Raw genomic sequence first — 15,071 nt, forward strand, 5'->3', positions numbered from 1 at the left:
CATTTTAAAGTAACCTAATCGGTGTACTTTTTATTAAAGTTAAAAACAAAGAAACCGAGCGCTAGGCTCGGTTTACTTCAATCATACTTTAATGTATGTGGGAGTATTAGGCAGTTAATCGTTGCTTAATTAAACCAGAAATCTTACCCATATCGGCTCGACCTTCAGCTTTGCTTTTGATTATACCCATTACTTTACCCATGTCTTGCATACCTGCTGCATTAGTATCAGCAATAGCCGCGTCAATGAGAGCAATTATTTCTTCTTCACTCAATTGTTGAGGTAAAAAAGTTTCAAGCGCTACTATTTCATTGGCTTCAATATCAGCTAAATCATCACGCCCAGCATCTTTGTACTGAGTGTAAGAGTCACGACGTTGTTTAACAAGCTTCACTATAACGGAGGTAATACCTGCGTCGTCTAGCGTTATTTGCTCGTCAATTTCACGTTGCTTGATTGCAGCAAGTACCATACGAATAGGGTTAAGACGTTGCTTGTCTTTAGCTCTCATCGCATCTTTTTGCGCATCTTTTAGCGTTATTAAAAGGCTCATTTATACAAGACCTAATATATTAGTATAATTTAACGCGACGAGCGTTATCACGAGAAAGTTTTTTCATGTGACGTTTAACTGCAGCAGCTTTTTTACGCTTACGCTCAGCTGTTGGTTTTTCATAGTGCTCGCGACGACGAACTTCTGAAAGGATTCCTGCTTTTTCACATGAACGCTTGAAGCGACGAAGTGCTACGTCAAACGGTTCGTTCTCTCTTACTTTAATTACTGGCATTAAAAATTCACCTACCTAAATTATGAGCGTTGCTCAAGTTGATCAAACATTGATCAAGTGGTTCAAAAATGGTGCGGTATTGTAATCCGAAGCAACACCACATGTAAAGGACAATATTAACAGAAACGCATTACGTTAAACAGTATTAATTTGCTTGGCGCTGGTACAGTTGGCAAAGTACTTGTCCCGCCTTTTTTTCTTTAATTAACAACCAGTTGGTTGGTGTTTCTAAGGCGGCTAGCTCTGCCTCTACTTCAACATAAATTAATGCGTCGTTGCTTAACCATTGGTTTTTTTCTAATAAATCGCAGGTTGTTTGCGCTAAATCTTTACGAAATGGTGGGTCAACAAATACAAGATTAAAGGCTTTGTTTGTGTTTTTTTGCTCTAAAAAGGAGAGCGAATTAGTATGCTTAACGTATGCGTTGTCGAGCTTTAAAGTGCTAATATTTTGTTCTAATTGCTTAGCGGCTAATGAGTCGAGTTCGATAAATGTAGCGCTTTTAGCATATCGTGATAGCGCTTCAAATCCCAATCCACCAGAACCGGCAAAACAATCAAGTACATTTGCGTCACGCGTATCTTGCATTAGCCAATTAAATACAGTTTCTTTAATTCGATCGGTAGTAGGTCTCAAGCCTTCTACGTTTTTAACCGGGAGTTTACGGCCTCGAAATTGACCACTAATCACTCTAATAAAGCCATCACTGGGCTTGTTAGCAGCTTTATTTTTCGTTGTTTTTTTTCTCATTTAGCTCACTAAAAAATGGTATATGGTATCTAGCTCAGATAATATTATGGGCGATTACGTGTAGCTTCATTTTTCAACCGCATTAAAAGTGTTACTATTAAACACTTACGTTTTGAATGGTTGTATTTATTAGCAACTATTGCTGGGCATTGCCAAGCTATTTCAAATTTTAGTTTATCAGATTTTTATAAGTGGTTATTAGCAAGTATGACAAAAAAAAGTAAATTCATGTCGTGGCTCGGTTTTGGCAAGTCAGATAAAAAAGAAGCAGAGCAAAAAGCAGCAGCTGATAAACTACAAGTATTAGCGCAAGAAGAGGCCCAGAAGCTAGAGCAAGAAAAACTAGCGCAAGAGCAAGCTGAAGCTGAACGGTTAAAAGCAGAGGCTGAAACAGAGCGTTTAGAACAAGAACGCCAGCGTGCTGAAAACGCGGAAAAGATTGCCATTGAGCAGGCCAATGCTGAATTGCTTGCAAAACAGCAAGCAGATGCCGAGGCGCAAAGACAAGAACATGCGCAACGTTTAGCGGATCAAGAAAAAGAGATGCGCTTAGAGCAAGAGCGATTAGCGGCAGAAAAAGTAGAGGCTGAGCGACTAGAGCAAATACGCCTTGAAAAACAAGATGAGGCAATCAAAGCCGAAAAGCTTGCAATAGAGCAAGCGAATGCTGAGTTATTAGCAAAAGAACAAGCGGATGCTGAAGCTCAAAGGCAAGAGCAAGCGAAGCGCTTAGCAGAACAAGAAGCGCAGATGCTTTTAGAGCAAGAACGCATTGCGGCTGAAAAAGCAGAAAATGAACGCTTAGAGCAAGAACGTATTGCAGCTGAAAAAGCAGAAAATGAACGTTTAGAGCAAGAACGCCTTGCAGCTGAAAAAGCAGAAAATGAACGATTAGAGCAAGAACGCCTTGCAGCTGAAAAAGCAGAGAATGAACGCTTAGAGCAAGAACGCCTTGCAGCTGAACAAGCAGAGAATGAACGTTTAGAGCAAGAACGCCTTGCCGCTGAAAAAGCAGAAAATGAGCGTTTAGAGCAAGAACGTATTGCAGCTGAAGAAGCAGAAAACGAGCGTTTAGAACAAGAACGCCTTGCAGCTGAAAAAGCAGAGAATGAACGTTTAGAGCAAGAGCGCCTTGAAGCTGAAAAAGCAGAAAATGAGCGTTTAGAGCAAGAACGTATTGCAGCTGAAGAAGCAGAAAATGAGCGTTTAGAACAAGAACGTATCACAGCAGAACTTGCAATTGAAGAAGCTAAAAAAGCCGAAAAACCAAAAAAAGAAGGGTTTTTCTCTCGTCTTAAAAAAGGCTTGTTAAAGACTCGCGTTAATATAGGTTCTGGTTTTGCGTCTATTTTTAGTGGAAAAAAAATAGACGACGAATTATTTGAAGATCTTGAAACTCAATTACTCACCGCCGATTTGGGCGTTGATACCACCATGAAGTTGATTGATCGTTTAACTGATGCAGCGAACCGTAAACAGTTAAAAGATGGTGATGCGCTTTATGAGTTAATGAAACAAGAAATGGCTGCGATGCTTAAAACGGCAGAACAGCCTTTAGTCATAAGCGAAGATAAAAAGCCGTTTGTTATTTTAATGGTAGGCGTAAATGGTGTTGGTAAAACAACGACTATTGGTAAAATGGCTAAGCAATTTCAAAACGAAGGTAAGTCGGTTATGCTGGCTGCTGGTGATACGTTTAGAGCGGCAGCTGTTGAGCAGCTTCAGGTTTGGGGTGAACGTAACAGCATTCCCGTTATTGCACAGCATACAGGTGCAGATAGTGCATCAGTTGTGTTTGATGCATTCCAAGCGGCTAAAGCACGTAATATAGATGTGTTAATTGCTGATACAGCTGGGCGCTTGCAAAATAAAGATAATTTAATGCAAGAGCTTGAAAAAATAGCTCGTGTAATGAAAAAGATTGATCCTGATGCGCCGCACGAAGTGATGTTAACTATCGATGCAGGCACAGGGCAAAATGCAATTAGCCAAGTAAACCTGTTTAATCAATGTGTTGGTTTAACTGGTATTACGCTTTCAAAACTTGATGGAACTGCAAAGGGTGGTGTTATTTTTGCGGTTGCAGATAAGTTTAATATTCCAATTCGTTACATTGGTGTTGGTGAAGGTATTGATGATTTACGCGCTTTTAAAAGCGATGATTTTATTGATGCGTTATTTAGCCAAGATGAGGACGACGTTTAATTTACCAAAAAAGGGAGCTAGCTCCCTTTTTAATTGCGAGGAATACTAATTTCATTAATGTGTTAATGGAGTTGGCATAATAAAAAGATGATAAATTTTCAGCAAGTAAGTAAGACCTATCCTGGAGGGCACCGCGCCCTCGAAAAAGTTAATTTTCATATTAAACCGGGTGAACTTGCCTTTTTAACTGGCCACAGTGGTGCGGGTAAAAGTACGTTGCTTAAGTTAATTAGCTTAATGGAACGTCCTTCAGCAGGTAGTGTATTTATCAACGGTGTTGATTTAAACAAAGTAAACTCGCGTCAAATTCCTTATGCTCGTCGTGATATAGGTATTATTTTTCAAAACCATAGGTTATTAGAGCGCTACACTATTTTTGATAACGTGGCATTACCTCTCATTATTGAGGGGACTCACCATAAGCAAATAGCTAAACGGGTCCATGGCGCGCTTGACAAGGTAGGCCTAATTGACAAAGTGAAATGTCATCCTTCTATGCTCTCTGGAGGCGAACAGCAACGAGTTGGTATTGCCAGAGCTATTGTAAACTCCCCACCAATTTTACTAGCTGATGAACCAACAGGTAATCTTGACCCAGAGCTTTCAATGGAAATACTAAAGTTGTTTGAAGACTTTAATAAACACGGTACCACTGTTCTTATCGCAACGCATGATTTGGGTTTGGTTGCACGTATGAAGTATCGTAGCTTAACCTTAAAAGATGGCCGTATGCTTCAAGACCCGCTTGCTGAGGGGGCACTATGAGTTTACTTTTTAAAGGTCGCCAAAATAGTAACGACAAGCAAGAAAAATCAGTATTAGCTGGCGGTTACTTTTTTATTATTAATATTTTTCGCCAAGGTGTGCATAGCTTAGGTGAAATGTGGCGCACGCCGCTTGCGTCTATGATGACTATCGCTGTACTTGGTTTGAGCCTAACGTTACCTGCAACACTTTACTTAGTCGTTAAAAACGTACAGCAAGTGAGTAGTGGCTTTGAAGAGGCGAGTGAAATATCGTTGTTCGTAAAAGAGAGTATGAACGAGCAAGAAACGCAAACATTAGTAAAGCGTTTAGCACTTTACCCAGAAGTGGAAAGTGTTGAGTTTATTTCAAAACAACAGGCATTAACTGAATTTAAAGATGTATCTGGCTTTGGGCAAGCTTTGGAGTATTTAGATAAAAATCCATTACCGGATGTGGTACTCGTTACTCCAACAAAACGTCACAGACACCCAAATGCCGCTAAAGTACTGCTAACTAAATTAGAAAGTGAACGTGAAGTTGATTTTGGTAAGCTCGATATAGCCTGGTTAGAGCGTTTAAATGCATTACTAGATTTACTCAAAGAAAGTGTAATAACTATCGCATTATTACTACTTACCTCAGTGACACTTATTATTGGTAACACCATTCGTTTGTCGATCATGGATAAAAAAGAAGAAATACAAGTAATGAAGCTAGTAGGCGCAACGAACACCTTTATACATGCCCCATTTTTGTGGACCGGTATTTGGTATGGTGTAATAGGTGGTTTGTTTGCCTTTATATGCGTAGGTCTGATGATGTGGTGGCTTTCAAGCGCTGTGAGCAGTGTGGCGGGGGTGTATCAAACAAGCTTTTCGTTAATAGGATTATCGCTTAATGAACTCGGCTTTTTAGTGTTACTTGCAACAAGCTTAGGATTTGTAGGCTCGTACCTTTCTGTAAATCGATATATTAAAGAAATAGAACCCGATAAAGTATAAAAAACCCTGCAAACTATAAGTGAACCAACCCAGCTTGATATGCGTATCGTATCGGACTGGGTTGTACCTCCCGTTATTAAAATTGTCATATTTGTGTACTATCCTCCCATAAAGTAATGAGTTGTAAATAAGGTGATGCGGTTAGGTTAATTGGCTGCAATCCCTCAATTCATCACTTATTCAGTCGCTTGTAGTAGACTAAACACATACTAAAAACTGCTTGATTTATACTTTTAAAAAGTTTTAAATTGGGGTTAGCACTCTTAGAGAAAGAGTGCTAAGATAGTTTCAAATGTTTATCACCGAGGTGAAAAATGAGTAAAGATTTATACGCAATGGCACTTACAGTCGGACAACAAAGCGCAAGCATGGACGGTTACCTTCAAGCGGTAAGCACTATTCCTATGCTTAAAGTTGAACAAGAGCAAGAACTTGCTAAAAGACTTCAGGAAGAAGGCGATCTTAGTGCTGCCAAGCAACTCATTATGTCGCATTTACGCTTTGTAGCACATATTGCTAAAAGCTACTCGGGATACGGCTTACCACAAGCTGACCTTATTCAAGAAGGTAATATAGGCCTGATGAAAGCGGTTAAACGTTTTGACCCTACAGTGGGTGTACGGTTAGTGTCGTTTGCAGTGCATTGGATTAAAGCCGAAATTCACGAGTTTGTTCTTAAAAACTGGCGCATAGTTAAAGTTGCAACCACTAAAGCGCAACGTAAATTGTTTTTTAATCTTCGTAAAAACAAAAAGCGTTTAGGCTGGTTCAACCAAGCTGAGGTTAGCACTGTTGCTAGCGAGCTAGGTGTGAGTGAAAAAGAAGTACGTGAAATGGAATCGCGCATGAGCGGCCAAGACATGGGCTTTGACCTAACTGGTGACGATAACGACGATGCACCAACAAGTACATACTCTCCAGTACAGTATTTAACAGATGGCGCAGCTGACTTAGCTGACGACGTTGAACAAGAGCAGTGGAAAGAGCAAGCGCATACCCGTTTATTTAGCGCACTTAAAACACTAGATGAACGTTCACAAGATATTGTTAGCGCGCGTTGGTTGTCTGATGATAAAGCAACCCTTCAGGAACTTGCACAAAAGTACAGTGTATCTGCTGAGCGTGTTCGTCAGCTTGAAAAAACAGCGATGAAAAAGTTACAAAGCGCTATGAGCTAATATTGCTCAAGCAGCAAAATTTAAAAAGCCCTGCATGAAAATGCGGGGCTTTTTGCTTATGAGTAGGTTGGTTTGAGCGAAGCGAAACCCAACGATAAAATATCTAATCAAGTAATACCGATACTCTGCATTATTAAATGGTTATACCAATCCGCAATAATACTTAATCATTTTGCGGGGTTAAACGTGTCGCTACCTGCGTTAAAAAATTCTCATTTTGAGCAACTAAATAGCGAATTTTTGCCTAGCTATCAACACGTTTTTCCGCCCTTAAAAATAGACCACTTAATTAAGCGAATTGGTATTAGTTTATTATTCGGATATAGCATTATTTAAAGCTTATATTACCGAGCACTCACTCCTTTTCCCTCAGCATGCGCTAACTGAATGTATTTACGTTCAACTAATTGCGAAACCGGTACGAGTTCAAAACCTTGCTTAGTTAGCTCTGGTAAGGCATGGCGTAAAAATTCGATGGTTTCAGGGTAGGGATGAGCAATTGCAATGGCAAAGCTATGGGAAATGGCTAATTGTTTTAACTCTTCAAGCCTTAGCTGCAGTTGTTCTGGTGTAGTTATATTGTCTAAAAACACTTGGCGACTAATATTAGCAACACCCAAAAAGTTAGCAGCATTTTGTGCCTGGCTCAAATCGGTTGTGCGACTATCTAAAAAATATAAATGACGCTTTTTAAGTACTTCCATTGTCCACTTCATAGCTTGGCTTTTTTGCGTAAGCGCTGAGCCCATGTGGTTATTAACGCCTTTAACTTGCGGTAAACTAGCGAGAGCTGTTCCAAGAGTTTGCTGAAGCTGCTCTTTATTCATATTTAAAGTAAGCGCACCAGGCCCTAGTTCTTTACCGTTAAGTGCTTGCATAGGTACATGAAGCAATAACTCTTTATTTGATTGACTGGCAAGTGTTGCAAAAATTTGCGAATAAGGGGTATGGGGCAAAATTGAATACGACAATTGCCCAGGTAAGGAAAGGAACTCTAAGTCCCGTTGATGATAGCCTATATCGTCTATCACTATTGCTATTTGCTTGGCGCTAATTGTTGCAGAGCTAAAACAAATAACTAATGTTAGCCATTTTATTATTTTCACGTTTATAGTTTTTATTATCTTTTTAGCTTTATTTATACAGCTTATACAAGCTATTGCATGCTGAGTAATTGTTTTGCTTTAACCAACTGTAAATCGGTTAGATTACCAGTAAGTAATTGCGCATTATTGTTAGTGTGTTCATTTTTTATTATAACGGCTTTATTACTTTGTGAAAGGTTTGTTTGATTAACCGCCACATCTGGGGTTATTCCTATTCCATCAATCGATTTACCTAACGGTGTGAAGTATTTCGCTGTGGTGAGCTTTAATGCGGTATTGCCATCACCGAGTGGAATGAGTGATTGTACAGAGCCTTTCCCAAAAGATTGGCTGCCAACAATGGTTGCTCGGTTATTATCTTTAAGTGCTGCTGCAAGTATTTCGGCTGCAGAGGCAGAATTTTCGTTTATAAGCACAACTATGGGCGCATTTTTTAGAATGTCTCCACGCTTTGCATAAAATGCTTGGTTAGCATCGTAAAAACGTCCTTTAGTCGTTACTATAGTGCCACTTTGTAAAAATAGGTCTGATACAGCCACTGCGCTTTGTAATGTCCCCCCTGGGTTATCCCGTAAATCAATTACTAAGCCTTTAAGTGGGTAGCCAAAATGGCTTTGCAGGGCGGCAACTTGTAGTGCAACTTCATGTAATGTGTGGTTAGAGAAGTTATTGATAGCTATGTAACCAGTTCCAAAATCTAAAAGTTCGCTTGTTACACTTTCGAGGTTTATTTGGCGACGTGTGACATGAAAAGTGAGTGGGTTTTTATTGTTATCGCGATTTACAATTATATCTATATTCGAAAATTCACTGTCTCTTATTAGTGTTGCTACTTCGTCGATAGTACGGTTTTGAGCTGCGTTGTTGTTTACACTTACAATAATATCGCCTGGTAAAATACCTGCTGCTTTTGCGGGCGAATTATTAACCACGTTAACAATAGTCATATTCTCGTCTATGTTCTTAACTTCTATACCAATACCTGTGTAACGACCATTTGTATTATCAAATAATGAGGCTAACTCATACTCATTTAAGTACTTAGAATAGGAGTCGAGTTTTGAATATAAACGCTCAAACTGCTGGTTGTTATATTTAATATGGTGGCTATTTTGTAAGGTGAGATCTTCAACGTAATAGGTATGAATGTTAAAGAGTATTTCGTCTATTTGTTGTCTTTTAAGATCTTTAATTGAGCTTGCTAGTGCATTACTAGTAAAGGTAATTAGGGTTAGTAATACAAGTAAGTACAGACTTATATAAAAGTCTGCACTTTTTTTATTAACGGTATTTATTGTGTGTTTTTTAGTTGTCATCAGCTGCTCCAAGGCGGTGCAGCGATTTATCTAATTAAATACGTTTGCACCATTTTACAGGATTTACTGCGCGTCCTTTGTGGCGTATTTCAAAGTATAGACCAGAACTTGCCTGTCCGCCGCTTTGGCCTACTAAAGCGAGGGTTTCGCCTTCACGTACCATATCCCCTACATCTCTTAGTAGCGTTTGAGCGTGGCCATATAGGCTCATAAAACCTTCACCATGGTCTACAACAATTACCCATCCATAACCTTTTAGCCAATCGGCAAATACAACTTGGCCGTTGTGCACGCTATTAATATTAGTGCCTTCTTTTGCACCAATTAACACGCCTTTCCAATCAATACCACCATGCTTACGTTGGCCGAATGTGTGCTCTAACTTGCCTTTGCTCGGCCAGTCTAATTTGCCCTTGCTCTTATTTAGGCCAAGTAATTCTATTTTTTGTGTTTTTTCTTTTTCGAGCTCTTTAATCGTTGTTACTAAAGTTTGTTGGTTTTCTTTTAAATAATTTATTGAGCTTTTAGTGCTGTTGAGCTGAGCTTGTAAGTTTTTAAGATTAGCTTGGCGTTCACTTTGTGCATTAAGTAATGCAGTTTGACGTCTTTTTTGTTCATCAAATAAAAGCTCTAGTTTTTCTTGTGTTTTAACAAGCTCTTCTTGGTTTTGTACTATTTGCTGTTGAAGATCTTTTAGATCTTCGATTTGTTCAATACGGGCTTTATTTAAGTAATTGTAATAGCTAAGTGTGCGCTCAAACTTGGCTGTGTCTTCTTGATTCAACAGCATTTTAGAGTAGTCGTCGCCACCGGCCATATAGGCACTTTTGAGTTGCGCGGCTAAAATTTTCTGAAACTGAGTGTGCTTTTTATCGAGCTCATCGGCTTTACTTTGTAACTCTTTTTGCTGTGTTTTAGTCTCTTTTACGGATTGCTCTGCCATGTTAAGTGCTTTAGCATTTTTAGCTATATCGAGTTCATGGCTCTTTAGATTTTTTTGTAGCGACGCTATTTTTTTTCTTTGGGCGTTATATTCAGCTTGGCTTTGCTCAAGTGCATTTTGAACCTCTGATAAGTCTTTTTTAGTACGATCTTCATTAGCAACTGCAGATGCAGCCACTAATGAAGTTAGTATCAAACCGCACTTAATTAACCGGTTAATACGTTTGTTCATGTGTTATTTCAACATCATGATAGGCGTACCAGTCATTTCTTTTGGTTGCTCCATACCCATTAAGTGAAGCATTGTTGGGGCTACATCACTCAAGGCTTTACCTTGCATTGGCTCTGCATCGCGACCAACATAAATAAAATGCACCGGTTCGCTAGTGTGGGCAGTATGTGCTTGGCCTGTTTTGAGATCAGCCATTTGCTCAGCATTACCATGATCGGCTGTAATTAGTGCTTCACCACCAAACTCTTCTAGTGCATCAACAACACGTCCGATACAGCTATCTACAGCTTCACAAGCTTTAACAGCGGCTTCAAATACACCTGAGTGACCAACCATATCGCCATTAGGGTAGTTACAAATAATAGCATCGTATTTACCGCTTTTAATTGCTTCTACTAGTTTGTCGGTTAGCATTTCTGAGTTCATTTCAGGTTGTAGGTCGTAGGTTGCTACTTGCGGCGAAGGAATTAGCTCGCGTGTTTCACCTTTAAATTCGCTTTCACGTCCGCCACTAAAGAAAAACGTAACGTGTGCGTATTTTTCGGTTTCTGAAATACGAAGCTGTGTTTTATTATTTTTTTCAAACCATTCACCAAGTACGTTTATTAGCGGTGTAGGTCCAAATGCAACAGGTGCGTCTATATCGGCTGCATACTCTGTCATCATTACAAATGCGCTAAGCTCTGGCGTTCTTTTTTTAGTAAAACCATCAAATTCAGGCTCAACAAAAGCGCGGGTAATTTCGCGGGCTCTATCTGCTCTAAAGTTAGCAAAAATAACGGTGTCGCCATCGTTTATTGAAGCCGGAGTGGCACCTGTCGGCGTAATGGTCGTAGCTGCTACAAACTCGTCGTTTTCGTCGCGCTCGTACGCTGCATTAAGTGCTTCAACACCATTATCAAAATTAAAGTCGCCTTCGGCGAGCGTCATTACGTTGTAAGCTTTTTCTACACGGTTCCAACGGTTGTCTCTGTCCATTGCGTAGTAACGGCCAATAAGTGATGCTAAACGTCCGCACTTAAGTTTACTAAATAACGCTTCAATTCGTTCAATTGATGCTTTTGCGCTACGTGGAGGTGTGTCACGGCCGTCTAAAAATGCATGGAAATAGACTTCTTTAGCACCACGTTTTGCCGCCAGCTCAATACTTGCAACTATATGATCTTCATGGCTATGCACACCACCTGGGCTTAAAAGACCCATTATGTGAACCGCTTTACCAGCACTTACTGCTTTGTCTATGTTTTCAACTAAGGCTGGGGTTGAATCAAACTCGCCATCGTTAATTGCTTTGGTGATACGGGTAAAATCTTGATACACAATGCGCCCTGCACCTAAGTTTACATGGCCAACTTCTGAGTTGCCCATTTGACCATCAGGAAGACCAACATCTAAACCCGAAGCCGATATTAATGTGTGTGGGCGGGTGGCCCATAAGTTGTCTAATACAGGTGTGTTAGCTGCAAGAATAGCATTACTTTGCGTATCTTCGCGGTGTCCCCAACCGTCTAAAATCATTAATACCAGTGGTTTTTTATGCTCTGTCATAATAGCTCCTGAAAATTAGTATCTGTTGATGGATACTGTGCACCTAAAAAGGTTTATTAGCGTGGTTTTAGCATACCGTGTTTTTAAGCTAGGATCAGCATTGAAAACAAGATATTAAATTTTTTCACTTATACCTCATTGACTAACCTGAACTCTGCTTGAGATAGATTTATTATCCAGAGTTCTTGTTAACTATATATGGGGGGCTTTATCGTTTTTTAAACGCCTCTAAGTGCTCCTAAACTCGCATTTTAGGTTGGTTTGGGTATACTTGCGTGGCTAAAGTACAAAATCCTTAAAACATCATGTTTTAAAACATAATTTCATAGTGGAAGTAGAATGGAACAATATATTGAATTTATTACAAATCATCCCATTTTAAGCCTTGCTTGGGTTGGTATTGTTTTCCTTATTGTTAGTGGCTGGATAAAAAGTAAGCTTTCAGCTGTTCGTCAAATAAATCCCCAGCAGCTTACGTTACTTATTAACCGTGATGACGGTCAAGTAATCGATATACGTGCGCAAAAAGAGTTTAATGCAGGGCGTATTTCTGGTGCTGAGCACTTAAGCCCAGAGAATGCGAAAAAATCTGACTTTTCAAGCCTTGAAAAGTACAAGACTAAACCCATTATAGTTGTATGTACTACAGGTATGACTGCCCAAGGTACTGCAGCCGCTATGAGTAAAGCTGGTTTTGAACGAGTTTACTTATTAGCAGGTGGCATGGGTGCGTGGCAATCTGCCAGCTTACCAACTACAACAGGTCGCTAATCAGTTTAGCTAGGCCGATAGAGGATTTATTATGAGTAATGTTGTTTTATACACCAAGGCGTATTGTCCATTTTGTCAGCGTGCTCTTTCGCTTTTAAACAGCAAAGGCGTTGAATACACAAATTATGATATTGGTGTGCAGCCTGAGCTACGCGATGAAATGATTGCCAAAGCATGTGGTGCAAGCACAGTACCGCAAATTTTTATTAATGATGAACATATCGGTGGCTGCGACGACATGATGGCTATTGAAGCGCAAGGTAAACTTGACGCTAAGCTAAACGCTTAATTTAATTATAATAACGAACAAGTTAGGAATAACAATGAACGAAGAAAATCAAAACGTAGCAGCTGCTGAAGCTGGCGCACAATTTACTATTCAACGCATTTACACTAAAGATGTATCGTTTGAAACGCCAAACTCTCCGGCCATCTTTCAAAAAGAATGGACACCAGAAGTTAAGCTAGACCTAGATACACGCTCAAACAAGTTGGACGAAGGTGTATTTGAAGTTGTTTTAGCGCTAACTGTAACTGCATCTATTGGTGAAGAAACTGCGTTCTTATGTGAAATTCAACAAGCAGGTATTTTTACTATTGCTGAAGTTGAAGAAGTGCAACTTGCGCACATGCTAGGTGCATTTTGTCCTAACGTGTTATTTCCATATGCACGTGAAGCTGTTTCAAATCTTGTTAACCGTGGTACTTTCCCACAGCTTAACCTTGCGCCAGTTAATTTTGATGCGTTATTTGCACAATACATGCAACAACGTACTGCGCAAGCTGACCAGGCTTCAGCAGACGCATAACTTATGAGTACAGCAACTACAGCTGTTACTGTATTAGGGGCGGGGTCTTACGGCACCGCCCTTGCTATTTGTTTAGCCCGAAATGGTCACCAGGTGACACTTTGGGGAAGAAATAGCGACGACGTTGCCACGCTTGCAGCTGAGCGGAAAAATCAACGTTACTTACCTGATGCTCCTTTCCCAGATACTCTTACTCTTGAAGCTAACTTACAACATGCCGTTGCTAGCAGTGCTATTGTACTTGTTGTTGTGCCAAGCCATGCTTTTGGCGACACGCTTGCGCAAATAAAACCTGCATTGCAAGAGGGTGCTAAAGTAGCGTGGGCAACTAAAGGGCTTGAGCCTAATACTGGACGTTTGTTACAAGAAGTTGCTTTGCAAGAATTGGGTGATGACATACCACTTGCGGTACTTTCGGGTCCTACGTTTGCAAAAGAAATGGCGATGGGGTCACCTACAGCTATTTCAGTGTCTTCTACGTCACCTGAATTTGCGCAGCAACTGGCTGATTTACTTCATTGTGGTCGCTCATTCCGTGTGTATAACAATGATGACTTTATTGGTATACAGCTCGGTGGTGCGGTTAAAAATGTAATTGCAATTGGTGCCGGTATTTCGGACGGTGTAGGTTTTGGTGCTAATGCGCGTACCGCGCTCATTACCCGAGGCCTTGCAGAGCTCACTCGTTTAGGTTGTGCTCTGGGTGCTAAGCCAGAAACCTTTATGGGAATGGCAGGCCTTGGTGATTTAATACTAACCTGTACAGATAACCAATCACGTAATCGTCGATTTGGTTTGGCGTTAGGTAAAGGCGAGAGTGTTGATGCTGCTATTGAGTCTATTGGCCAAGTAGTTGAAGGCTTTAGAAACACTAAAGAAGTGTATTTACTAGCGCAGCGTGCTGGCGTAGAAATGCCAATCACAGAGCAAATTTATAAAGTACTTTATGAAAATAAAGACATGAAAGAAGCCGCTATGGCTCTTTTAGGACGAGAACAACGCGCTGAATAAGCGCTTGAGCTAGGCCTTAACTAAAAAACCGACATTATGTCGGTTTTTTATTGCCTAACGGATTATATTTACTGGGCGTTAGGGAAGCCCAACTGACGCCACGACTCGTAAACAAACACGGCGACTGCATTTGACAGGTTCATACTACGGCTATTTGCTTGCATAGGAATACGTACACGCTGATCGTTTGGTAATGCTTGAATCATTTCATCAGGCAGGCCGCGTGTTTCAGGACCAAATACCAAGCAGTCGCCAGCTTCGTAACTTGCTTCATGATGAAACTGACTGCCTTTAGTTGTACAGGCATACACTTTTTTAGGTTTGCATTTTTCAAGGTAGTCCTCAAAAGAGGCATGGCGTTGAACATGGCTAAATTCATGGTAATCAAGGCCCGCACGTTTCACGCGTTTATCGTCCCATTCAAAACCTAATGGCTCAATTAAATGTAATGCATAGCCAGTATTGGCACATAGGCGAATAATATTACCTGTGTTAGGCGGTATTTCAGGTTGGTATAAAACAATATCCAGCATAATGAGCCTTATAAAATAATCTGTAGTTTGACGAAGGGCAGTATACACGAAACCTTTTAAAAAAATGATATACTCAACACATTCAATACAGTGATTAATGGATACACGCGTGCATAACCGTAGCTACGAATTT

16 protein-coding genes are annotated in these 15,071 nt (G+C 40.2%); 8 read left to right on the forward strand and 8 right to left on the reverse strand.

Going from position 1 to position 15,071, the window contains the following annotated elements:
• Nucleotides 1–106: 106 nt before the first annotated feature.
• The 3 genes from H5089_RS09210 to rsmD form a co-directional block, all read right to left on the reverse strand.
• Nucleotides 107–553 carry a GatB/YqeY domain-containing protein gene (locus H5089_RS09210; RefSeq protein ID WP_007376027.1) on the reverse strand — a complete coding sequence of 149 codons (447 nt, stop codon included), beginning with the start codon at nucleotides 551–553 and terminating at the stop codon, nucleotides 107–109.
• Between the two features lie 19 nt (nucleotides 554–572).
• Nucleotides 573–788 (reverse strand): 30S ribosomal protein S21, encoded by a 216-nt coding sequence (gene rpsU / locus H5089_RS09215; protein WP_002957797.1) that lies wholly within the window; start codon nucleotides 786–788, stop codon nucleotides 573–575.
• A 145-nt stretch (nucleotides 789–933) separates the two neighbouring features.
• Nucleotides 934–1,539 carry a 16S rRNA (guanine(966)-N(2))-methyltransferase RsmD gene (gene rsmD / locus H5089_RS09220; protein ID WP_182712049.1) on the reverse strand — a complete coding sequence of 202 codons (606 nt, stop codon included), beginning with the start codon at nucleotides 1,537–1,539 and terminating at the stop codon, nucleotides 934–936.
• Nucleotides 1,540–1,746: 207 nt separating this feature from the next.
• On the opposite strand from rsmD, the gene ftsY reads away from it, so the two are divergent.
• The 4 genes from ftsY (at nucleotide 1,747) to rpoH (ending at nucleotide 6,670) form a co-directional block, all read left to right on the forward strand.
• Nucleotides 1,747–3,744, forward strand: a complete 1,998-nt coding sequence (ftsY, locus tag H5089_RS09225) for a signal recognition particle-docking protein FtsY (protein ID WP_182712050.1) — start codon at nucleotides 1,747–1,749, stop codon at nucleotides 3,742–3,744.
• A gap of 87 nt (nucleotides 3,745–3,831) precedes the next feature.
• On the forward strand, nucleotides 3,832–4,509 hold the full coding sequence (gene ftsE / locus H5089_RS09230) for a cell division ATP-binding protein FtsE (RefSeq protein ID WP_002957793.1): 678 nt from the start codon (nucleotides 3,832–3,834) through the stop codon (nucleotides 4,507–4,509).
• Nucleotides 4,506–5,492 carry a permease-like cell division protein FtsX gene (gene ftsX, locus H5089_RS09235; RefSeq protein WP_182712051.1) on the forward strand — a complete coding sequence of 329 codons (987 nt, stop codon included), beginning with the start codon at nucleotides 4,506–4,508 and terminating at the stop codon, nucleotides 5,490–5,492. The genes ftsE and ftsX overlap by 4 nt, the downstream gene beginning before the upstream one ends.
• Nucleotides 5,493–5,806: 314 nt before the next feature.
• Entirely contained in the window at nucleotides 5,807–6,670 is an 864-nt protein-coding gene (gene rpoH / locus H5089_RS09240) for an RNA polymerase sigma factor RpoH (RefSeq protein ID WP_002957791.1), read from the forward strand.
• A 344-nt stretch (nucleotides 6,671–7,014) separates the two neighbouring features.
• On the opposite strand, the gene H5089_RS09245 is transcribed toward rpoH, so the two are convergent.
• From H5089_RS09245 to gpmM, 4 genes are read right to left on the reverse strand one after another with little or no spacing between them, the layout of a single operon-like run.
• Nucleotides 7,015–7,776, reverse strand: coding sequence for a divergent polysaccharide deacetylase family protein (locus tag H5089_RS09245; RefSeq protein WP_100218332.1), 762 nt, complete (start codon nucleotides 7,774–7,776; stop codon nucleotides 7,015–7,017).
• A 50-nt stretch (nucleotides 7,777–7,826) separates the two neighbouring features.
• Nucleotides 7,827–9,092, reverse strand: a complete 1,266-nt coding sequence (locus H5089_RS09250) for a S41 family peptidase (RefSeq protein ID WP_024597558.1) — start codon at nucleotides 9,090–9,092, stop codon at nucleotides 7,827–7,829.
• A 34-nt stretch (nucleotides 9,093–9,126) separates the two neighbouring features.
• Entirely contained in the window at nucleotides 9,127–10,266 is a 1,140-nt protein-coding gene (locus tag H5089_RS09255) for a murein hydrolase activator EnvC (RefSeq protein WP_024603730.1), read from the reverse strand.
• 3 nt (nucleotides 10,267–10,269) lie between these two features.
• A complete protein-coding gene (gene gpmM / locus H5089_RS09260; protein WP_002957786.1) occupies nucleotides 10,270–11,814 on the reverse strand; it encodes a 2,3-bisphosphoglycerate-independent phosphoglycerate mutase in 1,545 nt (514 codons plus the stop codon).
• Nucleotides 11,815–12,153: 339 nt separating this feature from the next.
• Between gpmM and H5089_RS09265 the strand changes: the two genes are divergently transcribed.
• From H5089_RS09265 to gpsA, 4 genes are read left to right on the forward strand one after another with little or no spacing between them, the layout of a single operon-like run.
• Nucleotides 12,154–12,585 (forward strand): rhodanese-like domain-containing protein, encoded by a 432-nt coding sequence (locus tag H5089_RS09265; protein ID WP_024604567.1) that lies wholly within the window; start codon nucleotides 12,154–12,156, stop codon nucleotides 12,583–12,585.
• A 31-nt stretch (nucleotides 12,586–12,616) separates the two neighbouring features.
• The gene (grxC, locus tag H5089_RS09270; RefSeq protein WP_182712052.1) at nucleotides 12,617–12,874 is read left to right on the forward strand and encodes a glutaredoxin 3; all 258 of its coding nucleotides are present in this window, start codon (nucleotides 12,617–12,619) and stop codon (nucleotides 12,872–12,874) included.
• A 34-nt stretch (nucleotides 12,875–12,908) separates the two neighbouring features.
• The gene (gene secB / locus H5089_RS09275; protein WP_002957782.1) at nucleotides 12,909–13,394 is read left to right on the forward strand and encodes a protein-export chaperone SecB; all 486 of its coding nucleotides are present in this window, start codon (nucleotides 12,909–12,911) and stop codon (nucleotides 13,392–13,394) included.
• 3 nt (nucleotides 13,395–13,397) lie between these two features.
• Entirely contained in the window at nucleotides 13,398–14,405 is a 1,008-nt protein-coding gene (gene gpsA / locus H5089_RS09280; RefSeq protein ID WP_024597561.1) for an NAD(P)H-dependent glycerol-3-phosphate dehydrogenase, read from the forward strand.
• Between the two features lie 68 nt (nucleotides 14,406–14,473).
• Here gpsA and trmL read toward each other — a convergent pair whose 3' ends face one another.
• Nucleotides 14,474–14,938: a tRNA (uridine(34)/cytosine(34)/5-carboxymethylaminomethyluridine(34)-2'-O)-methyltransferase TrmL gene (gene trmL / locus H5089_RS09285; protein WP_002957780.1), complete on the reverse strand. Its 465-nt coding sequence runs from the start codon at nucleotides 14,936–14,938 to the stop codon at nucleotides 14,474–14,476.
• Nucleotides 14,939–15,071 lie beyond the last annotated feature (133 nt).

This window comes from Pseudoalteromonas sp. SR45-1, assembly GCF_014163655.1.
GTDB classification, from domain to species: domain Bacteria; phylum Pseudomonadota; class Gammaproteobacteria; order Enterobacterales; family Alteromonadaceae; genus Pseudoalteromonas; species Pseudoalteromonas distincta.